Source organism: Pseudodesulfovibrio sp. zrk46 (assembly GCF_012516435.1).
In the GTDB taxonomy this organism is placed as follows: domain Bacteria; phylum Desulfobacterota; class Desulfovibrionia; order Desulfovibrionales; family Desulfovibrionaceae; genus Pseudodesulfovibrio.
This window is the reverse complement of sequence record NZ_CP051216.1, coordinates 3,835,604-3,852,652: the sequence shown is the minus strand read 5'-3', so window position 1 is coordinate 3,852,652 and position 17,049 is coordinate 3,835,604. Positions and strand designations below refer to the sequence as shown.

The following is a 17,049-nucleotide window of genomic DNA, read 5'->3' as shown; positions in this document are numbered from 1 at the left end:
TTCTCTCTACAGCGGATATAAAAAACCGGCTCAAGGAAAAACTCCTTGAGCCGGTTTATGTTGTTGCTTGTCAGGTCAGAACTTACGGCGTGACCTTCATCAGATAGGACTTGGCCGGGTCGAGGTACTCCTTGACCAGCTCCCTGATTTCTTCAGATGTGACGGACTTGGCGCGTTCGATGATGTCCTGCTCGTAACCGCGATCAAAACCGCGGGTGATGAGGCTTGCGGCCTGGCGACTGCGGGACAGCAGCGACTGATGCTGCTGGTAGTAGTCGCCCACCAGAATGTTGCGAGCGCGAACCAGTTCTTCTTCGGGAAGATCATTGGCCTGAAGATCAGCGATGACCTTGTTGAAACCTTCCAGAGATTGGTCGACCTTGTCAGGGCTTGTGCCGATGTACAGGGCCAGGAAACCGGTGTTGCGAGACTGCCAGAGCAGGGACGTTACAGTGTAAGCCAAACCTTGCTTGTCGCGGAGGTCGCGGAACAGGAGGCCGGACTGACCGGAAAGGGCAGCTTTGAGCAGCTCCAGACGCGCAGAGGCAACGCGATCCGTCTTGCCGGGGGTCGGGAAGACCATGAGCAGGTGGGACTGGTTGCGGTCCGGGAGATGCAGTGACGCTTCGCGTTCCTTGCCCCATTCCGGGGTGGTGAACTCGTAGGTGACACCAGGAGCGGTCAGGGTCTGGGATACCTCGGTTGCGAACTGCTGGATGGTGTCAGCGTCAAATTGTCCACAGACAGCGATGGTGAACGGCTGCATGGACTGGCGGCCCCAGAATCGCATGATGTCGGCCTGACCGAAACCTTCTACATCCTCGATGGTGCCCTGATGCAGCATGGCGTAGGGACCCGTCTTGTAGAGGAACGGGAAGAGGTGACGGAAGGCGAGGCCAAGGGGGCGATCTTCACGGCGTTTGATGCCGGAAATCTGATCCTGCTTTGCGCGTTCGATCTCTGCTGTGTCGAAAGCCGGTGCGGTGAGCACGTCGCGTACCAGTGGCAGTACTTCACCGGTGAAGCGAGTGGGGAACTTGGTCTCCAGAGCGAATACGTTGCGACCGGAGCTGGAGCCCAGAGACGCTGCGTGGTCGGAAAGGAAGTCCTGCACCTCGGTAGCGGACATTGTCATCGTGCCACGAGTGAGGGCCTTGGCAGTGAGAGCGGCGAGGCCCTGCTGTTCAGGGGTGAGTTCTCCGTCACCACCAGTCCAGTAAATGGAGATGCCGGTGTAAGGCAGTGTGTTGTCGGGCAGGAGTACGAGCTTGTTGCCGCCGGGTAATTCGATTTCACGATCAGCGGTGTCAACAATCGCGGTCTGTGCCTTTTTGATGCCGTTTTGAACGGGCCAGATATTTTCTGTCACTGCAACCAGTTCATCAGAATTCATGTCACTGGATTCAGGGGTGAGGATTACAGTGGAGAGTTGATCCGGGCGGATGAAACGCTCGTACAAAGCCTTCATTTCATCGCGATTCACCTGGCTGAGTTGGAAGAGATAGTTCTGCTCAGCCTGTTCTCCGTCTTCAAAGAACTGGAGGTAGGCGGTCTTGCTGGCGAGACCGGAAAGGGTCTCCTTGGCAAGGAACATGGAGTCTTCGATGTTCAGGCGGGCGCGTTCAATTTCACGATCCGTGAAGTTTGCGGCGTCAAAAGAAGCGAGCTCGGTCATGAGTTCGTTCCAGAACGTGTCTACCTTGTCAGCGTCGAGGGTCGCGTGGATGTACAGCATGCCGCCTCGTTCCAAGGTGAGGGGGGAGATGGAAATGTCGTCCACTAACTGCTTTTCGTACTTGAACTTACGGTAGAAGCGAGAAGTATCATCGCCACCTAGGAGCTGGCAAAGAATGTCGAGTCCTGCGATCTCAGCGGCTGCGCCGTTGGGGATCGGGAAAGCTGCGCCCATATATACCTTATTCCATTGACCTGTGAGCTTCACCACACGAGGGCCCTTACCGGCTTCAGGAATGGTGATCATCTCAGGTGGAGTCAAAGGCTTGGAGTTTTTCAGGCCGCCCAGCAAGCGTTCCGCTTCTTCCAGAGCTTTGTCAGGGTCAATTTTGCCCACGATGGCCAGCATCATGTTTTGCGGCTCGTAGTAGCGGGCGATGTAGTCCTTGATGTCATCTCGAGAGATGTTCTGGACGGTTTCACGGAAACCGATGATGGGCCATTCGTAGGTGGTGTCGGGCCAGATCATTCCCTGCAGAGTCTTGAAGAGCTTGCTGCCAGGAGTGTCCTCGCCGCGTTCCAACTCCTCGAGAACAACCTTCTTTTCACTTTCCAATTCTACAGGATCAATGGCCGGGTTGAAGGCCATGTCAGTGATGACGTCGAGGCCCAGATTCAACTGATCATCGGGGACTTCGACAAAATACACCGTGTAGTCAAAGCTGGTGGCTGCGTTGATATTACCGCCAACCTCTTCGATCTGGCGGGCAGAGTCGCCAACACCGCGCTTTTCAGTGCCTTTGAAGACCATATGCTCCAGCAGGTGGCTGATGCCCGCGATCTCTGGATTCTCGTATGCGCTGCCCGCGTGTACGTAAAGGCGGGCATTGACCAGCGGAAAGCGGTCATCTTCCTTGATGAGGACAGTCAGTCCATTCTTGAGTTTGACGACTTGCGTCTCACCCTTGGCCATTTCGGCCAGTGTTGGGAGCGTGGCAGTATCCTTCATAGTCTCCGTTTTCTTGTTCATGTGTGCCTGGCAGCCGGTCAGGAGCATTAGCAGTCCCCCCAGCAACAATAATCTCTTAAACATCTTATATCTCCATATGTGTCGCTCAAAGTGTGGAGCGAGTAGGGCAGTCTTTGTTCTCTCTTTATCATATGTAGATAAATCTCATTTCAACCGAGGCAAGGTTTCATTTCTAATGTGAAAGCCGCCGAAGGCGAACCCTACCCGAGCCGTGACGAATTGCAACCCGGTTATGAATCTTGCATGGATTTTATTGTTTCAAACAAGTGTTTTTCTGGTGGATTGACCGGTCAGTCAATTTTATCAAAAAAAATGAAAAAAAGTTTGTAAGCGACAAAAATGTGGATTGACCGAGCGATCAATGGGGTTTACGGGCATCGCCCCCCTTCGCGGAGTGGTGTCGGAAGGTGGTCGTGAGTGGTTGGAGGCGTTGACTTTTTTTTTGTAGCATGCGTAGGGTTTTCTGGCTTATTGTCGAGGGAATTTGTGTGTTTAACCTAACGGAGGAATGGAATGTCCATCAGTTACGCACCTGCCGGCAAATCCGGTAAGTGGGACGGCGTAATGGACTGGCTCCAGATGCTTTCTGGTGCGAGTTTGATCTTGTTCATGTGGTGCCACATGCTCTTGGTCTCCAGTGTCGTTATTAGTCCCGCTGTCATGAATGGTATCGCCCACTTTTTTGAGGCGACCGGTATGGCACAAGTCGGCGGTCCGCTCATTTTTCTGGTGTTCCTGACGCACTTCGTGCTTGCTGCCCGCAAGATCCCTTTCCGCTTCGACGGACAGGGAACAGTCTGGCAGCACGCAAAGATGATGCGCCACGGCGACACCTGGCTGTGGGTTGTCCAGGCCGTGTCTGCCATGATCATCCTGATCATGGGCTCCATCCACATGTGGGTGGTTCTGACCGACCTGCCGATCACCGCTGCCAAGTCCGCAGCCCGAATTCAGGGAGGATTCTGGGCTGTCTTCTATCTCATCCTCCTTCCAATGGCTGAACTTCATGTTGGCATCGGTTTCTACCGTATTGCCGTGAAGTGGGGCTTCGTGAAGGACAAGGAACGTGCGAAGTTCAAGCGCGGTGAGAATATCCTCACCCTCATGTTCATCGTTATCGGGCTGATTACTCTGGTCCGCTTCATGTTTCTGAACGTTAATTAACGGAGAATACCATGCAGACTATCTACACCGATTTACTTGTTGTCGGCGCGGGTCTGGCTGGTGAGCGTGCAGCTGTGGAGGCTGCCGACGCCGGATTCTCCGCCATCTGTCTCAGCCTGGTCCCGGCCCGCCGTTCCCACTCTTCCGCAGCACAGGGTGGTATGCAGGCTTCGCTGGGTAACAGCGTCATGGGTGAGGGCGACTGTCCTGACGTGCACTTTGAAGACACGGTCAAAGGCTCCGACTGGGGTTGTGACCAGGAAGTTGCACGTCTTTTCGCCGATACCGCTCCCATTGAAATGCGCCGCCTCGCTCACTGGGGTGTGCCGTGGAACCGCGTTGTTCCCGGCAAGTCCATTTATTACAAGGGCGGTAAGCAGTACGAGAAGGTCGAAGCCAAGGAAAAGGAAGGCCTCATCATGGCCCGCTCCTTTGGCGGTACGGCTAAATGGCGTACCTGCTACACTTCTGACGGTACCGGGCATGCGGTCATGTGTACCATGGACAACCGCTGTGCCCAGGCTGGTGTTGAAGTCCATGACAAGACCGAAGCCATTGCTTTGATCCATGATGGTGAGACCTGCTCCGGTGTCGTCGCTCGTTGTCTGCGCACCGGTGAGCTGATCACCTACCTCTCCAAGGCCACCATGATCGCAGCCGGTGGTTTTGGTCGTATCTATCCGAATACAACCAACGCTGTCATTTGTGACGGTGGGGCGCACACCATGTGTGTGGACACCGGGTTGGTTCCCATGGGCAACATGGAAGCCGTCCAGTTCCATCCCACCGGCATCGTGCCCACGGACATCCTCGTGACTGAGGGGTGTCGTGGTGACGGCGGTACGCTCCTCGACGTGAACGAGAAGCGTTTCATGCATGAATACGAGCCCGAGAAGGCAGAACTCGCCTCCCGCGACGTGGTGTCCCGTTGGATGACCCACCACATGCGCGAAGGCCACGGCGTCAAGTCGCCTTATGGCGAACACCTCTGGCTCGATATCCGCCATTTGGGCGAAGAGCACATCACCGGTAAGCTTCGTGAAGTGTACGAAATCTGTACTTACTTCTTGGGCGTTAATCCGATTCATCAGCTCATCCCGGTCCGTCCGACCCAGCACTATTCCATGGGCGGCGTTCGTACCAACAAAGATGGTGCCGCTTATGGCCTCAAGGGCCTCTTCGCCGCCGGTGAAGCAGCCTGCTGGGACATGCACGGCTTTAACCGTTTGGGTGGTAACTCTCTGGCTGAGACTGTTGTTGCTGGTGGTATCGTTGGTAAAAAGATTGCCGAGTACCTTCAGGGTTGTGAAACTGAATTCAAGACCGCGCTCATCAACGACGCAGTAAAGAAGCAGCAGACCCGCATTGACGATCTCCGCACCAGCGCCAATGGCAGCGAGAACGTCTACAAGGTTCGCGCAGCCATGCAGGATGCCCTGAACAAGGGAGCAAACATCTTCCGTACTGAAGAAGGCCTCAAGGAATGTGTCGTATCCCTGCAGGACACCCTCGTTCGTGCAAAGAATGTTGGTCTGCGTTCCAACGGCAAGGGCGTGAATCCGGAACTGGCTGTAGCCCTCAAGCTGGAAGGTCAGGTCAGGATGGCCCTTATGGTCGCGTATGGCGCTCTTATGCGCACGGAATCCCGTGGTTCTCATAACCGCGAAGACTTCCCTGCACGTAATGACCGTGATTGGCTCAACCGTACCCTGGCGTACTGGAAGAAGCCCGATGATGATCTGCCCACCCTCAAGTATGAGGATGCAACCGAGGTCGTGGAGATTCCTCCGGGAGACCGTGGTTACGGCAAGTCCGAAATCATCAGTGCCGACACCCCCAAGGGAAAGGATAAGTAAATGTCCAGATTGCTGAAATTCAATATATTCCGGTACAATCCCCAGGACGAGTTGTCCGAGCCGCACATGGAGGAGTTCGTTCTCGAAGAGACCGATTCCATGACCCTGTTCATCGCGCTCAACCGTATCCGTGAAGAGCAGGACCCGTCCCTCCAGTTCGACTTCTGTTGTCGTGCTGGTATCTGTGGTGCCTGCGGCATGGTCATCAACGGACGTCCGGGGCTGGCCTGTCATACCAAGACGAAAGATCTGCCTGGTGAGATAACGCTTCTCCCGTTGCCGGTCTTTAAATTGGTAGGTGATCTCTCCGTGGACACGGGGACTTGGTTCCGAGAAATGTACACTCGGACAGAGTCCTGGATTCACACCGAGAAAGAGTTCGATCCTTCTGCTCTTGAAGAGCGTATGGACAACAAGGAAGCCGTGGCTATTTATGAGCTGGAACGTTGCGTCGAATGTGGCTGCTGCGTTGCTGCTTGTGCCACCGCTCGCCTCCGTGAGGATTTCATTGGTGCAGCCGGTCTGAACCGTGTTGCCCGTTTTCTCATCGATCCTCGCGATCAACGGACCGAGAACGACTATTATGAAATCATCGGTAATGACATGGGTATCTTCGGCTGCATGGGCCTCCTCGCCTGTGAAGACGTTTGTCCCAAGCATCTGCCGCTCCAAAATCAGCTTGGCTTCCTGAGAAGGAAAATGGGTATTACTTCCCTCAAGCGTCTTTTCAAAAAGTAGTTGAGAGTATGCCGGGAAGAGTGCAAGCTCTTCCCGGTTTTTTTATATCAATACTAGAGTGTTGGTCGCTGATACTGCGGCCCCTGTCCGTGAATAGGGCAAGGAGATGTCATGAGAGAAATTCAGGCTGCGGATGTGGTCGAAGCAGTCGCCAAGATGTGTATCAAGGCGAATACCGAGCTTCCCCAGGATGTTCGCAACAAATTTGAGCAGGCCATGGAAGAGGAGACTTCTCCTTCGGCCAAGGAAGTTTTGCGCCAGTTGCTGGAAAACGCAGATCTTTCCAAGGAAACCAAACTGCCTCTGTGTCAGGACTGTGGTTTGGCTGTCTTTTATATTGAAGTCGGTGACGACTGCAAGGTGGTAGGTGGCAACCTGCGCGAGCTGATTAATGAAGGCGTTCGCAAGGGATACGATGAAGGCTTCCTGCGTAAATCTGCTTGTGATCCGCTGACTCGCGCCAACACAGGTGATGGTACCCCGGCTGTCATTCATTTCGATATGGTGCCGGGTGACAAACTGAAGATTGCCTACATGGCCAAGGGCGGTGGTGCCGAAAACATGAGCCGTGTCACCATGCTGGCTCCGGCTCAGGGCTGGGAAGGCATCAAGAAATTTGTGGTCGAGCGTGTGGCAGAGGCTGGCCCGAATCCGTGTCCGCCTACCGTCATCGGCGTTGGAATTGGCGGTACGTTTGAGCATGCTGCCAAGATCGCCAAGAAGGGCCTGCTGCGTAAGCTGGACGATACCAATCCTGATCCTGAAATCGCAGCCAAGGAAAAGGAACTGGAAGAGGCAATCAACAAGCTGGGTATCGGTCCCATGGGCCTTGGTGGCAAGACCACTGTGCTGGGTGTCAAACTCACCATGGAGCCGTGTCACCTCGCTAGTCTGCCTCTGGCTGTCAATGTCCAGTGTCATTCCCAGCGTCACGAGGAGGTCGAACTCTAATGGCTGAATACAAACTGAATACTCCTCTGACGGATGAGGATATCGAGCAGTTGAAAGCTGGCGATGTCGTGTTTCTGACTGGTACCATTCACTCGGCTCGCGATGCAGCACATAAGAAGCTGATGGAGTTGCTGGATGCTGGCAAGGAACTGCCGTTCGATCTGCAGGGTTCCGCTATTTATTATGTTGGCCCTTCTCCGGCGCCTCCGGGCCGCCCCATTGGCTCCGCTGGACCAACCACCAGCTATCGTATGGATACCTATGCTCCGCGGCTGCACAGCCTGGGGATGAAGGCCTCCATCGGTAAGGGCAAGCGATCCGATGAAGTTAAGGCTGCTATGAAGGAGCACAAAGGTGTATACTTCGGCGCTACAGGTGGAGCAGGGGCCTTGTTGTCCAATTCCATAGTGGAATCTACTGTTATTGCATTTGACGAGCTGGGCCCTGAAGCAATTCGTGCCATGAAAGTCAAAGATTTCCCGCTGTTAGTTATTAATGACTGTCATGGTGGGGAATTGTATGTAAAGCCTGATCTGGATGCAGCCTTGCAATAGGCTTGACACAGTCGAAGTTTTCATTCAGTGAGGAAACAGGACGACGTCGTTGTCCGGCTCTTCTGGATAAAGTCCTGACGGGTCAGAATTCGACTAAATAGAGGTGTTGTCATGGAACAGTCATACTTCAAAGATATTGACCATAGTAAAGAAGAAAGCAAAAACGAGAAGACGTATACTCCTTATCCCGGTGCGGATGAGAAGTATGACGACGGCTCTGATTGGCGTCTTTACAATCCGGACAAATACCGTGACCCCAACTGGTCTCCCGACAAGGAGTAGACTGGTTTTTACGAGATAAAAAGAAGGGGCCGTGAGGCCCCTTTTCTTTGCGTGCGTCCATAATTGGGCGCATTTTTATTTCACGACTTCCGGCGGAAGGTATTTCGCTACTATTTTTTCGTATCCGCTTCTTCCTCCCGCTCCAGGCCTTTTAAGCTTTGCCAGATTGGTGTTCATCTTATTGATGAATGCATCAGGTGTATCCTTGCTGAACCCAAAGTATATGGGCACCTCATTGAACGTGAGAACCACTTCGTAATCCTTCCATTTCAGGCCAGCCGATTTCATCAAATATGCCGTGGATGCCGTTCCATGAGCAAAATAGCTCACCATTTTGGATTTTAGTTTTTTGAGCGGAACAATATGACTGAAAGAAGAGGACATGGCTGTTCTGGGGATGCCTTGAGCCAGTAGTTCTTTTTCCGGCAGACTGTCTCGCAGGGTGCCTACCTTGTTTTTGCCGAGATCATTCAAACTGTTGAGGTGTGGACTGCCTTTGCGTGCCACCACTACGTATTCTCTGGTCGCAATAGGCCCTACCCATTTAAAATTGTGTTCATTATCTGGTGTGCGTTCCAGGTTAAGCACTATCTTTTGGGGGCCTGCTGCACCGATTTGTAAAGCATGACGCCATAACATCAATTTGACATCCTTGGTGTCTATCGGGGCGCCGGACTGAGCCATCAAAACAGAAAGAATATCTACTGCTATGCCTTTAACACGAAGTCCCTTGTTGATACTGAAGGGAGGCATAGGTGCAGTGAGCGCAACATATTTGCCTGCCTGACAAGGCAGGGTAAAAAGAAGTGAAATTATTAAAAAGAATAAAAAGCGTGTAAAAAAAGTCATCTATATCAAGGGTAATTGTGAAATTATATAGTCGAACAATGCTGCAAAAATTGAGACTTATAAAAAATAATAACCGCTTTTATTGAATTTCAGCAAGGGGAGTGTGTCAATTGTGTGTTTCAATATATAACTTGACACAAAATTAGTAATAGGTATTAATACTGACAAGTAGAGTTTATAGGCTCTGCAGACAATCAGTAGTGCACACGTGTGCATCTCCTCTTCTTGCCCTCAGGGGCCGGCTCGTAGCCGGCCCCATTTTTTTGGTGTAGTTTCGCCTAGTTGAACACGTTCCTTTGAAGAAGTCATTATTAGATTAATTGATGAATCAATTTCCTACTTAAACGATCAGAAATACAACGGTTCTCGGCGACCATTTCTTACGTTCCCCCCTTGCATGCCGGGTGAAATGGGGGTATCTGACTTCCATATATTTAGGAGATATGACATGGAAGAGAAATTTGCCCGGAGAATGAGTACCGTTCACCGCTCGTTTATCCGGGAGATCTTGAAGGTGACGGCGGACCCTGAAATCATTTCATTCGCGGGTGGTTTGCCCAACCCGGAACTCTTTCCCGTGGCCTCCATGGATGAGGCTTCTCGACAGGTCTTTGCGGAAATCGGCGCTTCAGCTCTTCAGTATTCAACCACGGAAGGGGATGCAGGCCTCAGAAAGATTATTTCTGAACGCTACGCAAAACGTGGCCTTGAGGTTGATCCTGACTCCATTCTCGTAACAACTGGTTCCCAACAGATACTCGACATCGTGGCAAAGGTCTTTCTCGATAAGGGAGACAAGGTTGTCATTGAACGTCCGGGATACCTTGGTGCCATTCAGGCTTTTTCCATCTTTGAACCGGAATTTGTGACCATTTCATTGGAAAATGATGGTCCCAATCTTGAGGAATTGGAAGCTGCCTTTAAAGATGGAGCCAAGTGTTTCTATGCCGTTCCCAATTTTCAGAATCCCTCAGGTGTGAGTTATTCTCTTGAGAAGCGCCAAGCTGTTGCTGAATTGTTGGACAAGTACGACGTGCTGTTCATAGAGGATGACCCGTACGGAGAACTCCGTTTCATGGGCGAGGATATGCCCAGTGTGTACTCCTTCTGCAAGAAGCCTAGCATTCTTTGTGGCTCTTTCTCCAAGATCGCGGCCCCTGGTTTCCGTATTGGTTGGGTCGTGACCGAAGAAAAGACTATTTACGACAAGCTGGTAGTCGCCAAGCAGGCCTCTGATCTGCATACCTCCACCGTGGCTCAGGCTATTATGCGCAGGTACATGGAGACCAACGACATCGAGGCCCATGTTCAGCTCATCAAGGACCGCTATGGTCGTCAGCGTGCGTGCATGGTGGAGATGATTGGCAAGTATTTCCCGGAAGGTGTGACCATTACCGAACCCGAGGGGGGCATGTTCCTCTGGGCAACACTGCCCGAAGGGGTGTCCGCAATGGATCTCTTTGACGTGGCTATCAAGGAGAAGGTCGCCTTTGTGCCCGGCAGACCGTTCTACGTGGACGGCTCAGGTGAGAACACCCTGCGTCTTAACTTCTCCAACTCGGATGAGAAGCGCATCGAGGAAGGTATCAAACGACTCGGCAACAGCATCAGGTCGTTTTTGAAATAACGTTTCGGGCCGTAGGGGTTGGCCCGAACCCAGAATAAGGTTTTATATCATGTCTCAACACATCGTAGTTATTGGCGGCGTGGCTCTAGGTCCCAAAGCTGCCTGTCGTTTCAAACGTCTTGAACCCGGCTCTACTGTTACCATGATCGATCAGAGTTCTCTGATCTCTTATGGTGGCTGCGGTATTCCGTACTACGTTTCCGGTGATGTTTCCGACGCCAAGGAACTTTGCACCACAAGCTTCCATATGGTGCGTGATCCCAAATTCTTCAAGGAAGTGAAGGGAATTGACGTTCAGATATTGACCAAGGCCACCAAGATTGACCGCGAAAACAAGCAAGTTGAGGTGGAGAACGCCACCACCGGCGAGAAGGCCAGTCTGAGCTACGACAAACTCGTCATCGCGACAGGAGCTTCTCCGCGCAAACTTGGCCTTCCCGGTGAAGACCTGAAGGGTATTAGCTACGTTGCAAATCCCGATGACGCTTTGCGCATTCGCGAAGGCATCTCCAAGGGTGAAGTTGGCAATGCCGTTATCGTTGGCGCTGGGTTCATCGGTTTGGAAATGGCTGAAGCCTTTGCTGACATGTGGGGCGTAGAAACTACTGTTGTGGAGATTACTGATCAAATCATGCCGCGTCTGGTGAGTCCGGCTCTTGCCACCATGGGGCAGAAGCACATGGAAGAAAACGGCGTAACCTTCCACTTCGGTGAAGTCGTCGAGGGCTTTGAGGGCGAGGATGGCAAGGTCACCAAGGTGATCACCAATAAGCGCACCCTTGATGCCGATGCCGTTATCATCGCTGCCGGTGTTGTGCCTAATTCCAAGATTGCCGAAGAAGCCGGCCTCAACTGCCACCAGCTTGGTGGTGTGTTTGTGGATGAGTTCATGCGGACCAACGATCCGGATATCTATTGCGGCGGCGACTGCGCCATCGTGAAGAATCTGATCACCGACCAGCCTGCTTTCCTGCCGCTGGGCTCCATGGCAAATCGCCAGGGTCGCGTCATCGGTAATAACCTGGCTGGCGGCGAAACCCGTTTTGACGGCGTTGTTGGTTCCTTCGTCGTTAAACTGTTTGAGACTTCAATGGCTGGTACCGGCCTGAGTCTTGACTCTGCAAAGCATGCCGGTTTCGACGCCATCAGTGTTCTGCTCATTCAGCTTGACCGTGCTCATTTCTATCCTACCAAGGAGCTCATGACGCTGGAGATGACGGTGGACAAGAAGACCCGTCGTGTCCTTGGCGTACAGGGCTTTGGCTCTTCCGGCGATGCCATGGTGGGCCGCATCAATGCTGTGGCTGCGTTGCTCAAGTCCGAGCCGACAATCGATGATTTTTCTAATATGGAGCTGGCGTACTCTCCGCCGTTCGCTGCAGCCATGGATATCCTGAATACCTTGGCCAACCTTGCTGATAACGCTCTGCGTGGTATCAACCGCGGTGTTGGCCCCGATGGTTTCCAGGAGCTGTGGGACAAGCGTGAAACCAGCGAGTGCTTCTTCCTTGATTGTCGTGAGCATAGCGATGCTGAGAAGCCTATGGAGCGCAACCCTGAACATTGGCATAATGTTCCTCAGGGTGAGATCTATAATCGTTTGAACGAGATCCCCACTGACAAACCGGTGGTTCTGGTGTGCAATACTGGTGCACGCTCTTACGAAGCTCAGATCATGCTTGATGAAAAGGGCTATGAGAACGTGATCAACGTTCATGGTGGCATGGCGGCGATCAAGAAATACGGTGTTAACGTATAGTTGCGACCCGCATTCAGTTGGTGTAACGTGGCGATTCAAAATTAGCCACTAGTACGAATTGATCATTGTTGGCGGTTAAGCGAGGATAGAGTTGCGATTTCTCATTGTGGACGACGACGAAAGCGTTCACCTATACCTTGAAACGATTCTGGCACCACATGCCGAGTGTGACTTTGCCCTGACTGGTGAGGAAGGGGTAGAAAAGTTCGATTCGGCATATGCTGAAAAGCGTCCCTATGACGTGGTCATGATGGATATTCTGATGCCCGGCATGGACGGTCATCAGGCAGCTGAAATTATGCGCAGCCGAGAAAGGGATAAGGGCGTGTCGGACATCAACCAGTTCAAGCTGGTTATGGTCACCTCTCTGGTGGACGATACCAATGTGAGTAAGGCGTTTTTTAACACGCACGCCGCTTGCTACATCGTCAAACCATTGGACAAAGAGAAAGTCATGGAGGAACTCAGGCAGAACCTGATCCTCTAGCAGCTATGGATGGACAATAAAAAAGGGCAGCCTGCATGCAGGCTGCCCTTTTTTATTGTACTTGTGGCGCTTTTAGATGCGTCCCTCTTCCACTGCGTGGCAGGCAACAATGGTTCCAGTGTCGAGATCCTGTCGGGCAGGAATCTCTTGCGTACACCGTTCATTGGCGTGCGGACAGCGACCATGGAAGACGCAGCCTGTGGGCAGGTTGATAGGAGTAGGAACGTCACCGGAGAGCTTGGTGTGTCCACCAGCCTTACCACCCAGCTTAGGAATGGCTGAGAGCAGAGCCTGAGTATATGGGTGACGCGGGTTGGAGAATAACTCCTTGGCCGGAGCCAGTTCGCACACACAGCCGAGATACATGACGGCCACGCGACTTGAGATGTGTTCAACAACACTTAAGTCGTGGCTGATGAACAGGTAAGTCAGCCCGCGTTGTTCCTGGGCATCCATAAGCAGGTTCAGAATCTGCGCCTGAATGGACACGTCGAGTGCTGCGATGGGCTCATCGGCCGCGATGAATTCCGGGCCGAGGACCAGAGCGCGCGCAATGGAGATACGTTGGCGCTGGCCACCGGAGAATTCATGCGGGTAGTTGGCAGCCCATTTAGGGTCAACACCAACTTGCAGCATGACTTCGGCTACCGTGTCTTTAACCTCGGCACGAGACAGCTTTGGATTATGGAACTTAACCGGCTCCTCCAGAATTTCACTGACCTTCATGCGTGGATTCAAAGAGGCATAAGGGTCCTGGAAGACCATCTGCATCTTGGTGCGGTAAGGCTTCATCTGAGAGGAACTCAAGTTGTCGATACGCTTGCCGCGGTATAGGATCTCGCCCTTATTAGGCTGATAGAGTCCCATTACCGTACGGGCAAGTGTAGACTTGCCGCAACCGGATTCGCCGACAACACTGAGAGTTTCGCCGGGCAGAACATCCAGAGTGACGTTGTTCACAGCCTTGACCACAGTCTGTTTGCGGCTGATTTTGCCGCCCTCAAGACGAAGCTGATCAAGGAAGGAGCCGGAGATGTCGAAGTGTTTGTCGACGTCGTTGATTTCGAGAAGTTTCGTCATTGCTTATTCCCCTCCGTCACGTTCGTAGCAGGCGACGCTTGTGCCGCTTTTCAGTTCACGTAGATCGGGGATTTCGTGCTTACACCGTTCCAGCTTCTCCAAGCAGCGAGGCTCGAAGGGGCAGCCCGAGGGCATGTCAAAGAGCGACGGCATCATGCCGGGAATCTGGTTGAGGCGATTGTTACCACCTGCCATTTGAGGCAAGGCCTGAAGCAGTCCCTGAGTGTAGGGATGCTGTGGTTTGTTGATGATCTGTTCGGTGGGGCCGATTTCAACGACCTTACCCGCGTAGAGAACGGCAATGCGCTGAGTCACTTCAGAGACGACGGCGAGGTCATGGGTGATCAGGATCAAACCCATGTTTTCCGTCTTACAAAGCTCAAGCAGCAGGTCCATGATTTCGGCCTGAATGGTAACGTCCAAAGCCGTGGTCGGTTCGTCCGCTATGATCAGCTTGGGATTGGTAAGCAACGAGATGGCGATGACGATGCGCTGACGCATGCCGCCGGAGAACTCGTGCGGATACTGCTTGAGGCGCTTTTCCGGGGACGGAATGTATACCTTGCGCAGTTTGTCCAGGCAGATCGCTTCAGCTTCTTTATCGGAAACATTCATGTGCGCCAGAATGGTTTCCTTCATCTGGGTGCCGATGGTGAAAACGGGATTGAGAGTCATCATGGGGTCCTGAAAGATCATGGATATATGGTTTCCACGAATCTTACGCATCTCGTCGTAGGAGAACTTGGAGATGTCCTGACCGTTGAAGATGATCTCACCGCCAGTAATCTTACCGGGTTTGGAGATGAGGTTGATAATGGAGAAGCCGAGCACGGATTTACCAGCGCCGGATTCGCCGACAATGCCGAGGCGCTCGCCACGTCCTACGGAAAGGGAGACGTCGCGTACGGCGCGCAGGGTTTTGTCGCGCAGGGTGAATTCTACTCTGAGGTTGTTGATGTCAAGGAGTTGTTCCATGATCTACCCCTTGTACAGTTTCGGGTTGAGGTAATCGCGGACCCAGTCGCCCAGGAGGTTGATCACCAGAACCAACAACACCAGCAGAACGCCGGGGAAGATGGTGATCCACCAGGAGCCGGAGAAAATGTATTCGAATCCGGCGGTGATGAGCGAGCCAAGCGAGGGCTTGGTCATGGGCATACCGAGACCGAGGAAGGAAAGGGCCGCCTCACTCATGATGGCGTTAGCGACCTGAACTGTGGAGATGACCAGCACCGGAGAAAGGGTGTTGGGCAGGATGTGACGCCACATGATGCGAATCTTGGAAAGGCCGATGACACGGGCGGCTTCCACATATTCCTTTCTGCGTTCAGCCAGAACAGAGGCGCGAACAGTACGGGCGTACTGCGGCCATTCGGCCAGGCCAATGATCAAAATCAGCAGCGGCGCGGCGATCTTTTCATAGTTTGCCACACCGAACATGGTTTGGAAGATCGCACCGATAAAGATTGCGATCATGTAAGTCGAGAATGAGAGCTGGACATCCGCGATACGCATCATGATGTTGTCCAGCCGCTTGATGTAGCCAGATAACAGGCCGATGACTACGCCCAGAAATGCCTGGAGTGCCACCGCGCCGAGACCGATGATGATGGAGATGCGCATGCCGTAGAGCATGGTAGAGAGCATGTCGCGGCCCATGTTGTCCGTGCCGAGAAGGAACTTGCTGGTTCCGTCTGCTTCCCATGCCGGAGGCAGCTCAGAGTCCATGATGTCGATGGTTGCGGGATTGTACGGATCATGCGGAGCAAGGATAGGAGCACCAAACGCACCGATGATGAGCACAACCAGAATGGCGAAGCTGACGTACGCCATGGGGTCCCGCAGGAAGCTGTAAAGGAAGAAGGATTCCTTGAATCGTTGCCAACGTGAACGCATCTACTTTCTCCCCGCTACGCGTACGGTGGGGTTAACCAGGCCGTAGATAAGGTCAACGATGGTGTTGACGACAACGAAGATGAAGCCGACGACCACGATGTAGGATACCATGAGTGCGGTATCGGCGCGCTCAACGGACTCGATGAACATGGAGCCCATTCCCTGCCACTGGAATACGGTCTCGGTGAGAATGGTGAATGCCACCATGATACCGAGCTGGACGCCGCCCACGGTGATAACCGGGAGCAGGGTGTTCTTGAAGGCATGTACCCACCAAACACGGCGAGGCTTGATGCCTTTGGCCCAAGCATATTTAACGTATTCACTCTCGAGTACCTCCATCATTTCGGAACGAATGAGGCGGATGAAGAGTGGCAGCATGATGGAAGACAGGGCGATGGACGGCATAATCAGATGAAGCAGGCCGTCCTTGGTGAGCAGGCCGGAGTCCCACCAACCAAATACTTTAACGGTTTCACCTCGTCCGAAGGATGGGAGCCAATGTAACTCAACCGAGAAAATGTAGATGAGTAAGATAGCTGTTAAAAAGACTGGTATTGAAACACCGACGATTGATCCTCCCATGACTATCCGACTGAATAGTCGTTTAGGATGAATCGCGGAGTAGATTCCAAGTGGTACGGACAGGGTAATAATAATTAGCGCGGCACAGAATACCAGTTCGATGGTGGCCGGAGCTTTGGAAATGATGACTTCGGTCACCGGTTTTTTGAAGAAGAATGAACGGCCCAGATCGCCATGGGTGGCGTTCTTCAGGAACCTTCCGTACTGAACCATAAATGGGTCGTTCAGGCCCAGTTGATCTCTGATCTTGGCGCGTTCCTCAGGGGTGACACGCTCGCCCACTAGTTCTCGTACGGGATCGCCAAAGGCGTTCTTAATGGAGAACCCAATAAACGAAATGATCAACATGACCAGAATCGCTTGGGCTATTCGTTTAATTGTAAATGCAAACATATGATTTGGGTTGGGTAAGTCGTTGAATCCCTTGTAGGCTGTTAAAAAACGTTCGATTGCCAGGCCGAAAAGACACAAATCCGATCTGCTGACCGGGGAGAAGTCTCTCCATCTTCCTTCCGGT

At 52.7% G+C, this 17,049-nt stretch carries 15 protein-coding genes; 9 read left to right on the top strand and 6 right to left on the bottom strand.

Going from position 1 to position 17,049, the window contains the following annotated elements; translation table 11 throughout:
• Positions 1 to 82 precede the first annotated feature (82 nt).
• A complete protein-coding gene (locus HFN16_RS17660) occupies positions 83 to 2,767 on the bottom strand; it encodes a pitrilysin family protein (protein ID WP_168891994.1) in 2,685 nt (894 codons plus the stop codon).
• A 450-nt stretch (positions 2,768 to 3,217) separates the two neighbouring features.
• Here HFN16_RS17660 and HFN16_RS17655 point away from each other — a divergent pair, with 450 nt between their 5' ends.
• The 6 genes from HFN16_RS17655 to HFN16_RS17630 all read left to right on the top strand — a co-directional run bounded on the left by HFN16_RS17655 (position 3,218) and on the right by HFN16_RS17630 (position 8,249).
• Entirely contained in the window at positions 3,218 to 3,868 is a 651-nt protein-coding gene (locus tag HFN16_RS17655) for a succinate dehydrogenase/fumarate reductase cytochrome b subunit (protein ID WP_168891993.1), read from the top strand.
• Between the two features lie 11 nt (positions 3,869 to 3,879).
• Complete coding sequence (locus tag HFN16_RS17650) at positions 3,880 to 5,724, top strand: fumarate reductase flavoprotein subunit (protein WP_168891992.1); 1,845 nt, start codon at positions 3,880 to 3,882, stop codon at positions 5,722 to 5,724.
• Positions 5,725 to 6,462, top strand: coding sequence for a fumarate reductase iron-sulfur subunit (locus tag HFN16_RS17645; RefSeq protein WP_168891991.1), 738 nt, complete (start codon positions 5,725 to 5,727; stop codon positions 6,460 to 6,462).
• Between the two features lie 111 nt (positions 6,463 to 6,573).
• Positions 6,574 to 7,413, top strand: a complete 840-nt coding sequence (locus HFN16_RS17640; protein WP_168891990.1) for a fumarate hydratase — start codon at positions 6,574 to 6,576, stop codon at positions 7,411 to 7,413.
• The gene (locus tag HFN16_RS17635) at positions 7,413 to 7,967 is read left to right on the top strand and encodes a Fe-S-containing hydro-lyase (RefSeq protein ID WP_168891989.1); all 555 of its coding nucleotides are present in this window, start codon (positions 7,413 to 7,415) and stop codon (positions 7,965 to 7,967) included. Before HFN16_RS17640 ends, HFN16_RS17635 begins: the two co-directional genes overlap by 1 nt.
• 111 nt (positions 7,968 to 8,078) lie before the next feature.
• Positions 8,079 to 8,249, top strand: a complete 171-nt coding sequence (locus HFN16_RS17630) for a hypothetical protein (protein ID WP_168891988.1) — start codon at positions 8,079 to 8,081, stop codon at positions 8,247 to 8,249.
• A gap of 75 nt (positions 8,250 to 8,324) precedes the next feature.
• Here the strand turns inward: HFN16_RS17630 and HFN16_RS17625 are convergent, their stop codons facing one another.
• Positions 8,325 to 9,098, bottom strand: coding sequence for a transporter substrate-binding domain-containing protein (locus tag HFN16_RS17625; protein WP_168891987.1), 774 nt, complete (start codon positions 9,096 to 9,098; stop codon positions 8,325 to 8,327).
• Positions 9,099 to 9,546: 448 nt separating this feature from the next.
• Here HFN16_RS17625 and HFN16_RS17620 point away from each other — a divergent pair, with 448 nt between their 5' ends.
• From HFN16_RS17620 to HFN16_RS17610, 3 genes are all read left to right on the top strand, one after another.
• Positions 9,547 to 10,725 (top strand): PLP-dependent aminotransferase family protein, encoded by a 1,179-nt coding sequence (locus HFN16_RS17620; RefSeq protein ID WP_168891986.1) that lies wholly within the window; start codon positions 9,547 to 9,549, stop codon positions 10,723 to 10,725.
• Between the two features lie 49 nt (positions 10,726 to 10,774).
• Positions 10,775 to 12,484: an FAD-dependent oxidoreductase gene (locus HFN16_RS17615; protein WP_168891985.1), complete on the top strand. Its 1,710-nt coding sequence runs from the start codon at positions 10,775 to 10,777 to the stop codon at positions 12,482 to 12,484.
• A 91-nt stretch (positions 12,485 to 12,575) separates the two neighbouring features.
• Complete coding sequence (locus tag HFN16_RS17610; RefSeq protein ID WP_168891984.1) at positions 12,576 to 12,971, top strand: response regulator; 396 nt, start codon at positions 12,576 to 12,578, stop codon at positions 12,969 to 12,971.
• Between the two features lie 72 nt (positions 12,972 to 13,043).
• Here HFN16_RS17610 and HFN16_RS17605 read toward each other — a convergent pair whose 3' ends face one another.
• From HFN16_RS17605 to HFN16_RS17590, 4 genes are read right to left on the bottom strand one after another with little or no spacing between them, the layout of a single operon-like run.
• Positions 13,044 to 14,051 (bottom strand): oligopeptide/dipeptide ABC transporter ATP-binding protein, encoded by a 1,008-nt coding sequence (locus HFN16_RS17605; RefSeq protein ID WP_168891983.1) that lies wholly within the window; start codon positions 14,049 to 14,051, stop codon positions 13,044 to 13,046.
• A 3-nt stretch (positions 14,052 to 14,054) separates the two neighbouring features.
• Positions 14,055 to 15,026, bottom strand: coding sequence for an ABC transporter ATP-binding protein (locus HFN16_RS17600; protein ID WP_168891982.1), 972 nt, complete (start codon positions 15,024 to 15,026; stop codon positions 14,055 to 14,057).
• Between the two features lie 3 nt (positions 15,027 to 15,029).
• Positions 15,030 to 15,947: an ABC transporter permease gene (locus HFN16_RS17595; RefSeq protein ID WP_168891981.1), complete on the bottom strand. Its 918-nt coding sequence runs from the start codon at positions 15,945 to 15,947 to the stop codon at positions 15,030 to 15,032.
• The gene (locus HFN16_RS17590; protein ID WP_168891980.1) at positions 15,948 to 16,925 is read right to left on the bottom strand and encodes an ABC transporter permease; all 978 of its coding nucleotides are present in this window, start codon (positions 16,923 to 16,925) and stop codon (positions 15,948 to 15,950) included.
• Between the last annotated feature and the right edge of the window lie 124 nt (positions 16,926 to 17,049).